This window comes from Arenimonas malthae CC-JY-1, from assembly GCF_000747075.1.
Lineage (GTDB): Bacteria > Pseudomonadota > Gammaproteobacteria > Xanthomonadales > Xanthomonadaceae > Arenimonas > Arenimonas malthae.
Map to the genome: position 1 here is coordinate 1 of NZ_AVCH01000199.1, position 17120 is coordinate 17120.

At 71.4% G+C, this 17120-nt stretch carries 13 protein-coding genes; 9 read left to right on the forward strand and 4 right to left on the reverse strand.

The window, feature by feature from the left end:
- Window positions 1–693: ligand-binding sensor domain-containing protein (locus tag N790_RS15380; RefSeq protein WP_281174857.1), on the reverse strand; the 693-nt coding region annotated here is incomplete at its 3' end.
- A gap of 96 nt (window positions 694–789) precedes the next feature.
- On the opposite strand from N790_RS15380, the gene N790_RS13325 reads away from it, so the two are divergent.
- Genes N790_RS13325 through N790_RS13340 form a run of 4 tightly spaced genes read left to right on the forward strand, consistent with a single transcriptional unit; the run spans window position 790 to window position 3826 of the window.
- The gene (locus tag N790_RS13325; RefSeq protein WP_156970093.1) at window positions 790–1407 is read left to right on the forward strand and encodes a YceI family protein; all 618 of its coding nucleotides are present in this window, start codon (window positions 790–792) and stop codon (window positions 1405–1407) included.
- Window positions 1385–1966, forward strand: a complete 582-nt coding sequence (locus N790_RS13330; protein ID WP_052385960.1) for a cytochrome b — start codon at window positions 1385–1387, stop codon at window positions 1964–1966. The genes N790_RS13325 and N790_RS13330 overlap by 23 nt, the downstream gene beginning before the upstream one ends.
- 1 nt (window position 1967) lies before the next feature.
- Entirely contained in the window at window positions 1968–2516 is a 549-nt protein-coding gene (locus N790_RS13335) for a YceI family protein (RefSeq protein WP_043804979.1), read from the forward strand.
- A gap of 56 nt (window positions 2517–2572) precedes the next feature.
- Window positions 2573–3826 (forward strand): alkaline phosphatase family protein, encoded by a 1254-nt coding sequence (locus tag N790_RS13340; RefSeq protein ID WP_043804981.1) that lies wholly within the window; start codon window positions 2573–2575, stop codon window positions 3824–3826.
- On the opposite strand, the gene N790_RS13345 is transcribed toward N790_RS13340, so the two are convergent.
- Entirely contained in the window at window positions 3807–4034 is a 228-nt protein-coding gene (locus tag N790_RS13345; RefSeq protein WP_043804983.1) for a glutaredoxin family protein, read from the reverse strand. The two genes, N790_RS13340 and N790_RS13345, sit on opposite strands and share 20 nt — an antisense overlap.
- Window positions 4035–4109: 75 nt before the next feature.
- Between N790_RS13345 and N790_RS13350 the strand changes: the two genes are divergently transcribed.
- The 4 genes from N790_RS13350 to N790_RS13365 all read left to right on the forward strand — a co-directional run bounded on the left by N790_RS13350 (window position 4110) and on the right by N790_RS13365 (window position 12120).
- Complete coding sequence (locus tag N790_RS13350; RefSeq protein ID WP_043804987.1) at window positions 4110–5492, forward strand: L-serine ammonia-lyase; 1383 nt, start codon at window positions 4110–4112, stop codon at window positions 5490–5492.
- Window positions 5493–6037: 545 nt separating this feature from the next.
- A complete protein-coding gene (locus N790_RS13355; protein WP_052385961.1) occupies window positions 6038–9103 on the forward strand; it encodes a ligand-binding sensor domain-containing diguanylate cyclase in 3066 nt (1021 codons plus the stop codon).
- Between the two features lie 33 nt (window positions 9104–9136).
- Window positions 9137–11344, forward strand: a complete 2208-nt coding sequence (locus tag N790_RS15385; protein WP_052385962.1) for a putative bifunctional diguanylate cyclase/phosphodiesterase — start codon at window positions 9137–9139, stop codon at window positions 11342–11344.
- Entirely contained in the window at window positions 11341–12120 is a 780-nt protein-coding gene (locus N790_RS13365) for a M23 family metallopeptidase (RefSeq protein ID WP_052385963.1), read from the forward strand. The genes N790_RS15385 and N790_RS13365 overlap by 4 nt, the downstream gene beginning before the upstream one ends.
- Window positions 12121–12690: 570 nt before the next feature.
- Here N790_RS13365 and N790_RS13370 read toward each other — a convergent pair.
- Window positions 12691–14991, reverse strand: coding sequence for a TonB-dependent receptor plug domain-containing protein (locus N790_RS13370; protein WP_043804988.1), 2301 nt, complete (start codon window positions 14989–14991; stop codon window positions 12691–12693).
- 157 nt (window positions 14992–15148) lie between these two features.
- On the opposite strand from N790_RS13370, the gene N790_RS13375 reads away from it, so the two are divergent.
- Complete coding sequence (locus tag N790_RS13375) at window positions 15149–16276, forward strand: NHL repeat-containing protein (protein ID WP_043804990.1); 1128 nt, start codon at window positions 15149–15151, stop codon at window positions 16274–16276.
- Window positions 16277–16280: 4 nt separating this feature from the next.
- Here N790_RS13375 and N790_RS13380 read toward each other — a convergent pair whose 3' ends face one another.
- Window positions 16281–17102: a homoserine dehydrogenase family protein gene (locus N790_RS13380; protein WP_084062943.1), complete on the reverse strand. Its 822-nt coding sequence runs from the start codon at window positions 17100–17102 to the stop codon at window positions 16281–16283.
- Between the last annotated feature and the right edge of the window lie 18 nt (window positions 17103–17120).

Sequence of the window (17120 nt, forward strand, 5' to 3'; positions counted from 1 at the left end):
CCGCAGCGACGCGCCGCGCGCCACCCAGGCGCCGGCCTCGCCGGCATCGGCCAGCAGCGGCACGGCCTCCGCCTCCGCGCCGGCCGACGGCAGGAAGGAAAAACTGCGCCAGGCGGCCGGCAGGGCCAGCAGCCCGTCGTCGCGCGTGCCAAACCACAGCCCGCCCTCGCGGTCCTCGAACAGCGCCAGCACCGCACGCCCGAAGGCCGGCGCAGGCCAGGCCGTAACCGCCCCACCCGGCGCAATGCGCCGCAGCCCCGCCGGCCCGCCCTGCCACAGCGCACCTTCGCGGTCGCGCAGCCGGGCGGCGGGCGCCGGCAGGCCGTCCGGCGGCGACAGCGGCGATTCCGCGGCCGGCAGGAAACGCCGCCCATCCCGATCGAAACGCCACAGGCCCTGGCCCTGCACCGCGACCCAGACCTGGTCCCCGCCATCGACGAACACCGACTCCACGCCATTGCCCGGCAGCGAGCCCGGCTGCCCGGGCACCTGCCGCCACACGGTGAAGCCCAGCCCGTCGTAGCGCGCCAGGCCGTCGGGCGTGGCCAGCCACAGGTAGCCGGCGCGATCCTGGGCGATGGCCTGGACCTGGCTGGACGGCAACCCGTCGGCCACGCCGAAGCGGCGGAAGGGCGCGGTGGCGGCCGCCAGGCCGGCCCAGGCCAGCAAGCTGCCCAACAGGACCGCGGCCACGCTGCGTTGCATTCGCGATGGCGGCCCCATGCACCCTCCGTACACCGATGCGGCCTAGACTAACCACCGATGCCCGCGCGCCGATTCGGAAAAAGGATGAATGCGCTGAGGAAAACCCTGTTTTGTCTGCTCCTGCTAAGCGCGTCAGGCCTGGCGGCCGCCGCCGACGCCTGGCGGCTGGACCCGGTGCACACCCGCGTGCTCTTCAAGGTGGACCACGCCGGCTTCTCCCAGGCCCTGGGCCTGTTCCCGGACGTGAAGGGCGAGCTGTATTTCGACCCGACCGACTGGGCCTCGGCCCGGCTGGACGTGCGCATCCCGCTGGCGCGCCTGCAGATCGGCGACGACGGCTGGCGGGACAAACTGCTCACCCGCCCCTTCTTCGATGCCGCCGACTTCCCCGAGGCGCGCTTCGTCTCCACCCGCGTCGAGCCGGTGGATGCGGAAAACGCGCGCGTCTTCGGCCAGCTCTCGCTGCGCGGCGTGGCGCGCGAGGTCGTGCTCGACGTACGCCTGAACAAGCTGGCCCGCCACCCGCTCACCTTCCGCCGCACCGCCGGCTTCAGCGCCAGCGCCGAACTCGACCGCCGCGACTTCGGCATGGACGCCTGGCCGAACGTCATCGGCCAGCGCGTCACCCTGGAAATCCAGGCCGAAGCCACCCGCACCCGCAACGACCAGGAGCAGGACGATGCCGATCCGCAACACCGCTGAGCGCTGGGGCTGGGTCAGCATCGGCCTGCACTGGCTCACCCTGGTGGCCATCGCCGGCCTGGTGCTGGTGGGCTTCCTGATGCAGGAGTTGCCCAACTCGCCCACCAAGATCCAGGTCTACGGCCTGCACAAGAGCTTCGGCCTGACCGTGCTCGCGCTCACCGTGCTGCGCCTGCTCTGGCGCCTGGTGGCCGGCACGCCGGCGCCGGTGCCGGGCACGCCGCGCTGGCAGTCCTTCATCGCGCAGGCCACCCACGGCGCGCTGTACGTGATCCTGCTGGCCATGCCGCTCAGCGGCTGGCTGTACAACTCGGCCTCGGGCTTCCCGCTCAAGTGGTTCGGCCTGTTCTCGCTGCCCAAGCTCAGCGGCTACGACGCCGGCGTGAAGGCGTTCGCGCTGGCCGCGCACGAATGGCTGTTCATCGCGCTCGCGGTGATCGTGGCCGTGCACGCCGCGGCCGCGCTCAAGCACCACTACCTCGACCGCGACGCCACGCTGTCGCGCATGCTCCCCGGCCTGCCGCCCCCGCCGGCCGCCGACACGAACACGGACGCCTGACATGACCCTGCGCCTCACCCTCGCCCTCGCCGCCCTGCTCGCCAGCGTCGCCGCGCACGCCGCCGACTACCGCGCCGAAGCCGGCTCCACGCTCGGCTTCCGCGCCACCTACATGGACGAAGCCTTCGACGGCCGCTTCGCGCGCTTCACGCCGGAAATCCGCTTCGACCCGGCCAACCTGGCCGACGCGCGCTTCGACGTGCGCATCGCCCTGGCCAGCGCCAGCACCGACAACGAAGAACGCGACCAGATGCTGGTGGGCCCGGAGTTCTTCGACGCCACCGGCGCCGCCGAGGCACGTTACGTCGCCACCCGCTTCCGCGCGCTGGGCGGCAACCGCTTCGTGGCCGATGGCAGCCTCACCCTGCGCGGCGTCACCCGGGCCGTGCCCCTGCAGTTCACCTGGACGCCCGGCCCGAAGCCCGTGCTCGAAGGCAGCGCCACGCTCAAACGCCTCGAATTCAAGGTCGGCGAAGGCGACTGGGCCGACACCGCCCTGCTGCCCGACGAGGTGAAGGTGAGCACGCGCCTGGTGCTCGCGCCGCAGTAAGGCCCCGCCCGCGGCGACACGCCGCCGCAACACGTTCCTGCGATACTCCCGGCCGCATGACCCCCTTCCCGACCCGCCTCGCCGCGCTGCTTGCGGCGCTCCTGCTCGCCGCCTGCGCGCGCGACGTGCGCGAACCCGCGCCGGCGCCGGCACACCCCGTGCTGCTGGTGTCCATCGACGGCGCCCACCCCGGCAGCCTGTTCCGGGGCGACACCCCGAACCTCGATGCGCTGGCCCGCCGCGGCACCCGCGCCGAGGGCATGCGCCCGTCCTACCCCAGCCTCACCTTTCCGAACCACTACACCCTGGTCACCGGCCTGCGCCCGGACCGCCACGGCATCATCGACAACCGCATGAGCGACCCGGAGCTCGGCGGCTTTTCGATGCAGGACCGCACGGCGGTGGGCGACGGCCGCTGGTGGAGCGACGGCGAACCGCTGTGGGTGACCGCGCAGGCGCACGGCCTGCGCAGCGCCACCATGTTCTGGCCCGGCTCCGAAGCCGCGGTGCGCGGCGTACGCCCCGGGCGCTGGTTCCCGTTCGAATACGGCCTGCCCGAGGCGCAGCGCGTGGCCACCGTGCTGGGCTGGCTGGACCTGCCGGCCGCCAGGCGCCCGCACCTGATGACGCTCTATTTCGAGCGCGTGGACACCGCCGGCCACGTGTTCGGCCCCGGCAGCGCGCAGGCACGCGCGGCCCTGGCCACGGTCGACGCGGCCATCGGCGAACTCGTCGCCGGCCTCGAGGCGCGTGGCCTGCGCGAGCGCGTGAACCTGGTCGTCGTCTCCGACCACGGCATGGCCGACATCCACCCCGACCGCACCGTGTTCGTCGAAGACCTGCTGCCCGCCGGCGCCGCCGAGGTGGTGCACCTGGGCAGCCAGGCCGGCTTCAACCCGCGCCCGGGGAAGCGGGCCGCGCTGGAAGCGGCGCTGCTGGGCCGCCGCGACCACATGGAATGCTGGCGCCGCGAAGACCTCCCGGAACGATGGGCCTTCGGCAGCCACCGGCGCGTGCCGGCGGTTTATTGCCAGGCCGACACCGGCTGGCGCATCGAATCACGCGAACGCCGGGCGCGCAGCAAGGCGCCGCCGCACCTGGGCGCGCATGGTTTCGACCCGGCCGACCCGCGCATGCAGGCGCTGTTCCTGGCCGATGGCCCGGGCATCGCCGACGCCACCACGCTGCCGGTGTTTGACAACGTGCACGTGCATCCGCTGCTGCTGGCGCTGCTGGGCCTGCCGCCGATGCCGCGGACCGACGGCGACCCGGCCGTGCTGCGGCCCGCGCTCAGCGCAGGAACGCCCTGACCGCCGCAGCGTCGAAGGGCCAGTCGAGCTCGGCGCCGGTGTCCTCGCGGCGCAGCACCGGGATGCGTTCGCCGTAGCGGGCCTGCAGGCCCAGGTCGTCGTCGATCCACAGCGGGTCGAAATCGGCCACGCCGGCTTCGGCCATGCGCTCCCAGGCCTGGTCGCACAGGTGGCAGTCGTCGCGCTGGATCAGGGTGAGCGTGGGCATGGCGATGCGGCGGCGTACAGTCGCTGGGGCGGGCGTGGGGCATAGAATACGCGCCTGCTCCCAGGATCCGCCCCCATGGCCGTCAGCGTCTTCGACCTTTTCAAGATCGGCATTGGTCCGTCGTCCTCGCACACGGTGGGCCCGATGCGCGCCGCCGCGCGCTTCGTGAGCCACTGGCTGGAGGAAAACGGCGACCTGGCCCGCACCGCGCGCGTGCGCGCCGAGGTGTTCGGCTCGCTGGCGCTCACCGGCCGCGGCCACGGCACCGACAAGGCGGTGCTGATGGGCCTGGAAGGCCACTGGCCGAACGAGATCGACCCGGACGTCATCCCGGCGGCGCTTGAACGCATCCGCGGCCAGAAGAAGATCCGGCTGCTGGGTCGCCACGAGATCGGCTTCGACGAGAAGCACGACCTGATCATGAACAAGCGGCAGAAGCTGCCCTTCCACACCAACGGCATGCGCTTCACGGCCTACGACGCGGCGGGCGAAGTGATCGCCACGCGCGACTACTACTCGGTGGGCGGCGGTTTCGTGGTGAACCAGGACGAGGCGGCGGAAGACCGCATCGTGGCCGACATGACCGAGCTGCCGCACCCGTTCCACTCGGGCGACGAGCTGCTGCGCCGCTGCGCCGAGACGGGCCTGAGCATCGCCGCGCTGATGTTCGCCAACGAACGCGCCTGGCGCGGCGAGGCGGAGATCCGCAAGGGCCTTTCCGAACTCTGGAAGGCGATGCAGGACTGCACCGCGCGCGGCATCCGCGAGAAGGGCACGCTGCCCGGCGGCCTGCACGTGTCCCGCCGCGCGCCCACGCTGCACGCCGAGCTCTGCGCCAAACCCGAGGCCGGCATGCGCGACCCGCTGACGGTGCTCGACTGGGTGAACCTGTACGCGCTGGCGGTGAACGAGGAAAACGCGGCCGGCGGTCGCGTGGTGACGGCACCCACGAACGGCGCGGCCGGCATCATCCCGGCGGTGCTGCACTACTACGACCGCTTCTGCCCGGGCGCGAACGAACAGGGCGTGTTCGACTTCCTGCTCACGGCGGCGGCGATCGGCATCCTCTACAAGGAAAACGCTTCGATCTCGGGCGCCGAAGTGGGCTGCCAGGGCGAAGTGGGCGTGGCCTGCTCGATGGCGGCGGCGGGGCTGGTCGCCGCGCTCGGCGGCACGCCGGGCCAGATCGAGAACGCGGCCGAAATCGGCATGGAACACAACCTGGGCCTCACCTGCGACCCGATCGGCGGCCTGGTGCAGATCCCCTGCATCGAGCGCAACGCCATGGGCGCGGTGAAGGCCATCAACGCCTCGCGCATGGCGCTGCGCGGCGACGGCAAGCACAAGGTGTCGCTCGACAAGGTCATCAAGACCATGCGCGACACGGGCCGCGACATGCAGGACAAGTACAAGGAAACCTCCCGCGGCGGGTTGGCTGTAAACGTCATCGAGTGCTGATTTCCTGGCTTGCCTTTGGCAAGCAGGTCACGTACTCGCAGACGGTTGATCTCGGCAGGCGTCATCGCGCACACACCTCTATGGCTGCCCGCGCCTCGACGCGGCGTCCTGCCCATCGAGGCGCGGCCGCTACGGCATCCTGCCTCCGCTTCATCCATAGAGGTGTGTGCACGCTGCCGCAGTCCTGACGCCGTGGCCAGACGGCTGGCGAGCTCGTGCGCAAGCGCACGCGCTTGTCCCGGCGGAATGCCGATGCGCCGCGATTGCGGCAGCGTACGCAGAGGGGGGAGGTCTGAAGCGTAGGGCAGGAGGCCCGGAGCGGCCGGCGTTTGCTGCCATGGATGGCGCTTAGCAAGACGCCGGGCAGACCTCCCCCCTCTGCGTGCGATGACGCCCGCCAAAAACCAACGTACGCGAGCCCGTGACCTGCCTGGCAAGGCCAGGCCCCGTGACGGGGGGCACGGAAAGGGCGGAACGGGCTTGCCGGCGGAAAGCGGACGGGTAATAGTCGGGGCGAGCCTGTTCCGGACCCCGCCGTGACGTCAATGCGCCGCGCCCTGTCGCTGACTGCCGTGCTCGCGCTCGCCGGGGCGTCCGGCGGCGTGGCGGCACTGGACCCGGACAAGTCCTTCCATCATTACGTCCGCAACAGCTGGAGCATCGAGGAAGGCTTGCCGCAGATCAGCGGCCTGGCCATCACCCAGGACCGCCAGGGGTACGTGTGGGTCGGCACCCAGGCCGGCCTGGCGCGGTTCGACGGCATCAAGTTCACCGCCTTCAACCCGGAAACCACCCCCGGACTGCGCGGCATCTGGATCCACGACCTGCACGTCGACGCCCGCAACCGGCTCTGGATCGCCACCTACCGCGGCATCTCGGTCTACCAGGACGGCACGTTCCGCCCCCTGCCCCTGGCCGTCGGCGACCCCTTGCGCACCATCGACACCAGCGACCTCGAGGCCATGCCCTCGGGCGAACTGATGGTCGCCGCGCCGGACGGCATCTACCGCGCCAACGAAGATTCGCTCGAGCTGCTGCACCCCCTGCCCCGCCCCGCCACCGCCCTGCTCGCGCGCGGCGACGCCCTGTGGGTCGGCAGCCGCGGCCGCGTCTTCCGCATCGCCGACGGTGCCACCGAGCTGCTGCCCCTGCCCGAGGGCGACGACGACACCGTGGTCACCCAGCTGCTCGATTCCCAGGGGCGGCTGTGGGCCGGCACCAGCGCCGGCCTGTTCTTCCGCGAAGGCGACCGCTGGTTGCGCTACGAAGGCGGCGAGCCGCTGGCCAGCACGCCCATCGAATCGCTGTTCGAGGACAGCGACGGCAACCTCTGGGTCGGCCTGGTCGAAGACCTCGCCCGCCTGCGCGCCGGCCGCCTGGTCGAACTGGTGAAGGACGACCGCGCCGGCTCGGCCGTGCGCTCGGCCTTCGAGGATCGCGAAGGCAACCTCTGGTTCGGCAGCCAGTGGGAAGGCGTCACCCGGCTGTGGAACGGCTGGACGCGCCGCTACAGCCGCTTCGAAGGGCTGGAAGACCCCATCCTGTGGTCGGTGGCGCGCGGCCCGGCCGGCCGCCTGTGGGCCGGCACCAACAACGGCCTGGCGATCATGCGCGACGGCCGCTTCGAAACCGTGGTGGCCGGCGCCGACCTGCCCCACCCCAATGCCTACACCCTGCTGCCGGAAGAAGACGCCACCTGGATCGGCACCCGCCGCGGCGTCGCCGTGCTGCGCGGCGACCGGCTGGAAACGCCGCCCGAACTGGCGCCCATGCGCAGCGCCCAGGTCAACGGCATCGTGCGCGACCGCCGCGGCGCGCTCTGGTTCGCCACCAACCAGGGCCTGCACCGGCTCACCCGCGACGGCCTGAAGTCCTTCGGCCCGGTGCAGGGCCTGCGCGACCCGCGCACGCGCCTGCTCTACGAGACCCGCGACGGCCGCCTGCTGCTGGGCACGCAGTCGGGCCTGCACGAAGTCATCGGCGACCGCATCGAACCACTGGGCCTCGACGCCGGCCTGCGCGCCGACCTCGACGTCACCTCCATCCACGAACTGCCCGACGGCCAGCTGGTGATCGGCGCGCTGTCGGAGGAAGTGTTCCTGTTCGACGGCAAGCGCTGGCACGCGTTCTCCGACGCCCAGGGCATGCCGGTGAACTCGCCCTTCTTCATCACCCACGACACCCACGGCTACCTGTGGGTGGCCGGCATCCGCGGCGTGCACCGCGTGCTGCTGTCGGACATGGCGGAGGTCGCCGCCGGCCGGCGCGAGCGCGTGCGCGGCGAGATGCTGCTAAACGAGCGCGGCGACCGCCGCGGTGGCCAGAAGGGCTACTGCTGCAACGGCGCCGGCAACGCCAAGGGCTTCATCCACGACGGCGAGCTGTGGCTGCCCACGCGCGACGGCGTGGTGGCGCTGAGCACCGACGGCATCGTCAAGAACGACAAGGCACCGCGCACGCTCATCGAACGCGTGCGGGTGGGCGACGAATGGCGCGCGGCCGACCCGTCGGCCGACTGGAAGCTGCCGCCGGCGTCGCGCGACCTGAGCTTCGAATTCACCGTGCTCAGCTTCCAGGACCCCAAGAGCGTGGAGCTGCGCTACCGCCTGGTCGGCTACGACGCCGACTGGCGCACGCTCGAAGACCCGACCCGGCGCAGCGTGAACTACACCAACCTGCCGCCGGGCGCCTACGTGTTCGAGGCCCTGGGTTCGAACAACGCCGACACCTGGAGCCGGGCGCCGGCGCAGATAGGCTTCCGCATCCAGCCCTGGTTCCACGAGACGCCGCTGTTCTTCTGGCTGTCGGCGGCGCTGCTGGCCAGCCTGCTGTACGCGGCCTTCCGCCGCCAGCAGGGTGCGCACCGGCGCCAGCGCGAGGCGCTGGAGCAACTGGTGCGCCAGCGCACCGAGGCGCTGGAAGTGGCCAACCACCGGCTCGAGGAAGCCAGCCAGACCGACCCGCTCACCGGCCTGCGCAACCGCCGCTACCTGGCCAACCAGATCCCGGCCGACATCGCCTACTACGACCGCGAAACGGTGCGCCGCGGCAGCCTGGACGAAGTGATGGTGTTCGCGCTGATCGACATCGACCACTTCAAGCAGGTCAACGACACCCATGGCCACCAGGCCGGCGACCGGGTGCTGCAGCAGGTGGCGCAGGTGCTGGCGCAGATGGTGCGCACCGGCGACTACATCGCGCGCTGGGGCGGCGAGGAGTTCCTGGTGGTGTTCCGGCCCATGCCGAACCGGCACCTGCCGATGCTGGGCGAACGCATCTGCCAGGCGGTGTCCACGCACCGCTTCGACGTGGGCAGCGAGGAACCGCTCAAGCTCACCTGCTCGGTGGGCTTCATCGAGTGCCCGCTGTTCCGCGACGGCCGCGGTGGCCTGGGCTGGGAGCAGATGATCGAGCTGGCCGACCGCGCGCTTTACTTCGTGAAGACGCACGGGCGCAACGGCTGGGCCGCCTACCGCGCCCGCCGCGACACCGACCTGGGCGGCCTGCAGGCGGCGCTGGCCGGCGACCCCGAGCGGCTGGTGGACACCGGCCGGCTCGACCTGGTGGGTTCGGCCCACCTGGACCCGCCCGGCGGCAGCCCGGCCCCCTAGCCGGCGACGGGCGCCCGACCTATGCTTCGGGGCATGCCCGAACTCTACCGGCGGATCGCCATCGTGGGGGTCCTGCTGGCGCTTTACGTCGCCGGCGGCGCCTACTCCGCGCTGTTGGTCGACGGCCCGGACAAGGTCGCGCTGTTCTGGCCCGCGGCCGGCGTGGCCCTCGCCGGCGTGCTGCGCTATGGCCTGAAGATCGCCTGGTTCGTGCCGGCGGGCACGCTGCTGGTGCACTTCTTCTTCGACCCGGTGCCCACGGCCTTCCTGCCCTGGTCGGCGTCGGCCAACCTGTTCGGCGTGCTGGCCGGCGCCGCCCTGCTGCGGCGCCTGCACGCCGAGGACATGCTCACCGTGCGCTTCGGCCTGGCCGCGCTGGGCGGCGCGGTGCTGATGTCCGTCGTCAGCGCGGCCGTGGGCACCGCCGGCATGCTGCATAGCGGCATGATCGGGCTGGAGGCGCTGCCCACCGCCGGCGCGCGCTGGCTGCTGGGCGACCTGCTGGGCGCCACCAGCATCGCGCCGGCGCTGATGCTGCTGCTGCCGGGGCGCACCGGCCGCCGCTGGCGCCCGCCGGCGGAAGACTACGCGCCCGAATCCGAGCAGCTGATGTGGAACGTGGCGTTGATGGCCAGCTATCTGCTGATGGCCTGGGGCGGCAGCCTGGGCGGCAACTACGCCATGGGCCTGGTGGCGCTGCCGCTGGGCGTGATGGTGTGGAGCGCGGTGCGCTTCCCGCCGCTGCAGACCGCGGTGGCCAGCGCGCTCACCATGCTGCTGGTGGCCGGCCTGGCCGGCTTCGGCACCGCCGGCTACCCCGAGGCCAGCGCACCGCTGGACGGCATCTACCTGCTGGTGTTCCTGATCGAAGTGGCGGCGCTGCCGCTGATGCTGGCCTTCGCCATGCACCAGCAGCGCGTCAGCGCCGGCGTGCTGAAGCTGCGCGCCAACGTCGACCCGCTCACCGGCCTGCACAACCGCAACGCCTTCGAGGAGAAGGTGCGCCCCGAGATCGCCGGCGGCTCGGTGCTGCCCATGGCCCTGGCCTACATCGACCTCGACCACCTGAAGCTGATCAACGACACCGCCAGCCACGCCGCCGGCGATGAGCTCATCCGCGGCGTGGCCGGCGTGATCGAAGCGCACCGCCACCCCGAGGACCTGCTGGCGCGCACCGGCGGCGACGAGTTCGCGCTGCTGCTGCGCAACTGCACGCCGATGGTGGCCGAAGACCGCGTGCGCGCGCTGCTGCGCGCCATCGAAGGCTACCGCTGCGGCTGGGACGGCCAGATGCTGGGCACCACGGCCAGCGCCGGCCTGGTCACCTTCCTGCCGGGCCAGGCCGACTATGCGCAGCTGCTGTCGCAGGCCGACGCGGCCTGCTTCACCGCGAAGGAGCAGGGCGGCAACCGGGTGTGCCTGGCCAGCCTGGACGGCGGCGAACTGCTCGACCGCACCTCGGCCATGCGCTGGGTGGTGCGCATCCGCGAGGCGCTGGAGCAGCAGGCGATGGAGCTGTACTGCCAGTCCATCGTGCCGTTGCGCCCCGGCATGGACCAGGGCCGCCACTTCGAGGTGCTGCTGCGCCTGCGCGACCCGCGCACCGGCGAACGCCTGCAGCCGGCACAGTTCATGCCGGCGGCCGAGCGCTTCCGCCTGGCCACGCGCATCGACCGCGAGGTGATCACCCGCACGCTGGGCTGGCTGGAAAGCCACCCCGACGCCGCCGCCACCGTCGACACCTGCTGCATCAACCTGTCGGGCGAGGCGGTGATCGACGAAGGCTTCATCGGCTTCCTGTCCGAACGCCTGCGCCGCAGCCACTTCCCGGCCAGCAAGCTGTGCTTCGAGCTCACCGAGACCAGCGCGGTGCGCGACCTGGCCCGCGCCCAGCGCTTCATCAACCAGCTGCGCGACCTGGGCTGCCGCTTCGCGCTCGACGACTTCGGCACCGGCTTCTGTTCGTTCAGCTACCTGCGCTCGCTGGACGTGGACTACTTCAAGATCGACGGCAGCTTCGTGCGCGACATGCACGATTCACCGATGGCCGAGGCGGTGGTGCGTTCCATCAACGAAATCGCCCACGTGCTCGACAAGCGCTCGATCGCCGAACACACCGAAACCGAGGCCGACCGCCGGGCGCTGATCGCGCTGGGCGTGGACTACGCCCAGGGTTTCGCCATCGACCGGCCGCAGCCGATGGACCTGTACTTCTACCCCGACGGGTCGGCGGCGGGATGAACCGCGCCGCGCTGCTGCTGGCGGCGCTGCTGGCCCTGCCCCTGCCGGCGGCGGCCGAAGGACTGGCGGAACTGAACGTGCTGCGCCAGGGCGAAGGCCAGCGCGCGGTCGCGCGCAACACCAGCGGCGGCCCGGTGGAAGTGGAACTGGTGGCCGACGCCTGGGTGGGCATGGACAGCGAACCGGCGCTGCCGGTGCGACGCGTGCTGCGCGCGGGCGAATCGGCCACGCTGGCCACGCTGTGGCCGGTGGCGGAAGGCGCGCGGCACGCGCTGCGGCTATCCATCATCCCGGGCGAACCCTTCGCCGAGGCGCGCGACGTGGTGTATTCGCTGCCGGTGGAAGAATCGAAGTTCACGCTCGGCCAGGGCTTCCACGGCGGCTTCAGCCACGACGACGAGGCCAACCGCTACGCCATCGACCTGGTGGTGGACGAAGGCACGCCGGTGCTGGCGGCGCGCGGCGGCGTGGTGCTCGAGGCCGTCTCGGGCTACGCGGAGGGCGGCACCGACCCGGCCCTGGCCAAACGCGCGAACCTGGTTCGCGTGATGCACGACGACGGCAGCATGGCGCTGTACGCGCACCTGCGCGAAGGCGGCGTGGCGGTGCGCACCGGCGACACCGTCACCTTGGGCCAGGTGCTGGGCTACGCCGGCAGCACCGGCTATTCCAGCGGCCCGCACCTGCACTTCTCCGTGCAGGTGAACGGCGGCATGCGGCTGGTGTCGGTGCCCTTCCGCATGATCGGTCCCGACGGCTTCCTGCCGCTGCGTTAGATCGCTCGCGCGCGGTGGGCTGCTTCGCCGGTGCGACTCTCCCGGAACCCTGATCGGAAGGCAGGCGGGTGTGGGCTCGGGGCAGGCACACCGATGCCTCCGGTGTCTGATCGAACATTCCGGGCTTGGCGAAGAGCCTTTCGCCTCAACCCCACCCCCGCCGCCGGGCGGCGAGGGCTCGCACACTGGCCGTCTTCCACGCTGGCCCCGTAGCCGCATCAAATGTCCGAAGGGACACGCAGGCGTGCACGTGCTGCTCGCATGTTCCGATGCCCGTTCAACCGGCCTGATCGGCAGGAAAGATCGCTCCCTGCGGCCCGGATCGGGACGCGCAAGCATCGCAGCGCGCACACGCCCGCCCTTCGTCACGTAACAGGATGGAATGCACCAGCGCCGCCGTGGAGGCGAAGGTCTCCTCCTGCGAAATAAAAGGCTTCACTGAGCAGGAGGAGACCTTCGCCTCCGCGGTGGGGACGGCGCCAGATACATACCTGCGAAACAAGAATGCGTCGCGCGGGAAAAAAAAAGGGCCCGCCGAAGCGGGCCCCCGGGGAGAGCCAACCGAAAGGCTCAGAAGCTGTAGCGCAGCACCAGCTGGTAGAGGCGGCCGCCCTTTTCGGTTTCGACCTCGTACTCGTCGTGGTCGCGCAGGACCTGGTCCTCGAGCGTATTGAACTTGTCGAAGACTTCGTCCTTCGAGGCGTCGAGCAGGTTCGAGCCGGTCAGGCGCAGGGTCCAGGCCTCGCCGAAGCGCTTCTCGACGAAGGCTTCCAGGTCGCCGTTGTAGCTCGTGCGCACTTCCTCGCCGATGATCCGGCCCCAGGCCTCGCCCTGCTTGCGGTAGGTCAGGCCGAAGGAGGCGTCCAGTTCCACCAGGTCCTGGATGAAGCCCACGTTGAACACGTAGTCCGACTGGTCGTTGAACTTGCGGGTACCGAAGCTGTCCTCGATTTCGCTGTCGAGCCAGGAGTAGTTGAAGAACACGCCGGTGTTCTCCATGCCGAAGGCCGTCAGCGGGGTCGAGAGGTCGAACTCCGCGCCCCAGACCTGGCCGTCGCCCGTGTTGCGCGGCTGCAGCACCCAGGTGCCCTCGCCCTCGTCGCCCTCGACGCCCGTGTTGGCGATTTCAATCAGGTCGCTGATGTCGCGGTAGAACAGGTTCACGCCCACCACGCCGCGGCGGCCCAGGCGACGCTCCCAGCCCAGGTCCAGGCCCCAGGCGCGCTCCGGCTCCAGGTCCGGGTTGCCCAGCAGGTCGTTGTCGCCCAGCTCGGCCAGCAGCAGCGCCGGCGTCACCTGGTCGAAGTTCGGGCGGCGCAGGGTGCGGGCGAACGAGGCGATCAGGCGCTGGTCGTCGTCGAGGTTCCAGCGCAGGTGCAGCGAGGGCAGCAGGATGCCGTAGTCCTTCGACGACTTGCTGTCGGCCGGGTCCACCGTCAGGTCGGTCACGTCCAGGTCGGTGTGCTGGTAGCGCAGGCCGGTTTCCCACTCGAAGGCGCCGGCTTCGCCGTTGAGGCGCACGAAGGGCTCGATGCGGCGCTCCTCGATCGTGCCCAGGCCGCCGTCCACCGGCAGGTAGGGGCCGAACTCACCCGGCACCGCCGGGCGCGGCGCGGGCGCGTTCGGGATGGTGATGCGGTTGCGGTCGGCCAGGATCGAGGTCTCGCGCTCCTTGTCGACCACCTCCACGCCGAAGCGCAGCTCCTTGCCGGCCACGTCGCGCTCGTGGCGCAGTTCGAACGAGATTTCGCGGTCGCGGATGTCGGTGTAGGTGCGGTCGCCGGTGAAGCGGTCGTCTTCCGGGAACGGGTTGGCGTCGCGCAGGTATTCGTATTCGTCCTCGAACTCGAACTGCTCGTCGTCGATGCCGGCCTGCCCCAGGCGGATGCGGGTTTCGCCGCCGGCCATGGGCAGCGAATAGTCCATGTCCACGGCCCAGTTGTCGGTGCGGATGTCGAGGTCGTTGGCGTTGAGGGTTTCGATGTTCTGGTCGGTCTCGACGCCCGCCGAATACTCGGTGGAGAACTCCTCCTGCATGCGGTCGGTGCGCACGAAGAAGGCGCGCAGGCCGAACTGGCCCTGGCCCACCGGCACGCTGTAGTCGGCGTTGAAGGAATAGTCCTCGCCGCTGCGCACGTCGGTCTGGCGCTCGGTGTTGTCGAGCCCGCCGCCCGGGGCGTCGTAGCGCCAGCTGTACTTCTGCTTCGGGTTGCGGCGGCCCTGGGCGTTGGCGCCCAGCAGCAGGTTGCCGCCCAGGGCCTCGCCGCCCCAGACCGCGCCCACCAGCGGTTCGATCTCGTCGTCGCTGTAGCTCAGGGCGCCGGCGCGCAGGTAGCCGCCGTCGAGCGAATAGCCGTCGCGCAGCACGATGTTGAGCGAACCGGCGATGGCGTCGCCGCTGCGGTCGGCCGAGGCCGAGCGGATGATCTCGATGCGCTCCACCAGCTCGGCCGGGATGCGGTCGACGAAGAAGCTGCGGTCGAAGCCGGCGCCCGGCACGCGCTTGCCGTTGATCAGGATCTGGGTGTAGCCCGGGTCCAGGCCACGCAGGCGCACGCCGTCGTATTCGAGCACGTCGGACAGGAAGGCCACGCTGGGCACGCGCTTGAGCATGTCGCCCACGGTCAGCGGCTCGAACTGCTGGAAGTACTCGAGGTCGTAGGACAGCACCGGCGCGGTGTCGGCGGTGCGGTCGCGGTAGACGATCTCGCCCTTCACCTCGATGGCTTCGAGCTGGGTGGCCTCGCCGCGGCGGCCGTCGCCGCCATCCGGCGTGGCCACGGTGGACTGGGCCACCGCCGGCAGCGCGGCCACGAGCAGGGCGCCGGCCAGCGCACGGGACAGGGAGGCGGCGAGCACGTTCTTTTTCATCGGGGTTAAATTTCCGTGAGAGGTGCCGGTTTTGTACGTGCGCCGCGAGGCGGTTCCATTTCCGGCATGTGGCGCTTGCGTGACGGCGGCGCTGTCACATCACCGACGCGGGTCCGCGATAGAAACGTCATCCACTGCCCCCGCCCCGGAGTCCCCGATGTCGCTTCGCCTCGCGCCGCTGTCCGCCGCCCTGCTCCTGCTCGCCGCCTGCGCCAGCGCGCCGGGGCGCGAGCCCGACGAACAGGCCGAGGTGGACCCGCTGCTGTCGCAGGCCGGGGTGGCGCACGTGGTGGTGGAAGAGGCCTTCGTGAGCCTGGAAACGCCCCGCGACAACATCGATTCCCCCGCGGCCTGGTCGGCGCCCGGCGGCGAGACCTGGCTGTTCGCCACCGCCAAGGAAGGCAAGGGCCTGGTGGTGTACGACGGCGACACCGGCGCCACCCTGCGCAGCGTCGGCACCGAGGGCCGCAAGCCGGGCCAGTTCAGGCGTCCGAACGGCGTGTCGGTGCATGGCAACCTGCTGTTCGTGGTCGAACGCGACAACCAGCGCGTGCAGGTGCTGTCGCTGCCGGACCTGGAAACCCTGGCCACCTTCGGCGAGACCGAGCTGCGCAAGCCCTACGGCCTGTGGGTGCGCGAACACGCCTCGGGCCAGCTGGAAGTGCTGGTCACCGACGCCTACATGGCGGGCACGGACGCCCGGGACGAAGACATCCTGCCGCCGCTGGCCCAGCTCGACCGCCGCGTCCAGCGCTACCTGGTGTCCACCGGCGGCGGCGGGATCAGCGCCGTGAACGCCGGGCACTTCGGCGACACCGGCGAAGCCGGCGCCATCCGCATCCCCGAATCGCTCTGGGGCGACGCCGCCAACGACCGCCTGCTGGTGAGCGAGGAAGACCTGGCCAGCGGCACCGCCCTGCGCGAGTACAGCCTGGCGGGCGAATTCCGCGGCCGCACGATTGGCGCGGGCCTGTTCAAGGCCCAGGCCGAGGGCATCGCGCTCTGGGCCTGCGCCGACGGCAGCGGTTACTGGCTGGCCACCGACCAGTTCAAGGACCGCAGCCTGTTCCACGTGTTCGACCGCAAGACCATGGAACACCGCGGCGCCTTCGCGGGCACCAAGACCGCCAACACCGACGGCGTGTGGCTGCACCAGGCGCCGACCGCGCGGTTCCCGCAGGGCGTGTTCTACGCCGTGCACGACGACATGGCGGTGGCGGCGTTCGACTGGCGCGACATCGCCGCCGCGCTCGGCCTGCCCGCGGCCTGCCCCGCCGCGCCCTGAGCGGCTAGGGAATGCGCCGCAGGTCGTCGAGCAGCGCCGCCGCCGTGACCGCGGCGCCGGCGCCCGGGCCCTGGATCACCAGCGGGCGTTCTTCGTAGCGGCTGCTCCAGATGGCGAGGCGGTTGTCGCAGCCACCGCCGCCGGCGAGCGGGTCGTTTGCCGCCAGCGATTCGAGGCCGATGCGCGCGCCGCTTTCGTCGAGCCGCGCGACATAGCGCAGCACCCGGCCCGTGGCGGCGGCTTCGCGGGCACGCGCGGACAGCGCCGCATCCAGCGTTGGCAGCCGCGCATCGACCGTCGTCGCATCGGGGGCGTCGCGCAGGGCCGGGCCCAGCAGCGATGCCACCTGCACCTCGGCGTGCTCCAGCGGGAAACCGGCGGTGCGCGCCAGGATCAGCAGCTTGCGGCGCACGTCCTCGCCGGAAAGATCGACCCGCGGGTCGGGTTCGGCGTAACCGCGCGCCACCGCGGCGCGCACTTTTTCCGAGAACGGCGTGCGGCCGTCGTAACCGTCGAACAGCCAGGCCAGCGTGCCCGAGAGCACGCCCGCCACTGCGCGGATGCGGTCGCCGCCGGCGCGCAGCTCGCGCAGCGAACGCAGCAGCGGCAGGCCGGCGCCGACGGTGGCGGCGTCGCCGTAATGCAGGCCGCCGGTGGCCAGGGCGCGGATCTCGTGGTGGCGCAGCAGCGGGCCACCGAGCCCCAGCTTGTTGGCGCTGACCACGTGCAGGCCCTGGCGCAGCCAGCGCGGGTGCCAGGCCGCCAGCGCCGCGCTGGCGCTGGCGTCCACCACGATGTCGCCGGGCTGCAACGGCGGCAGCAGCAGGCCGGAGCCGTCGTGCGC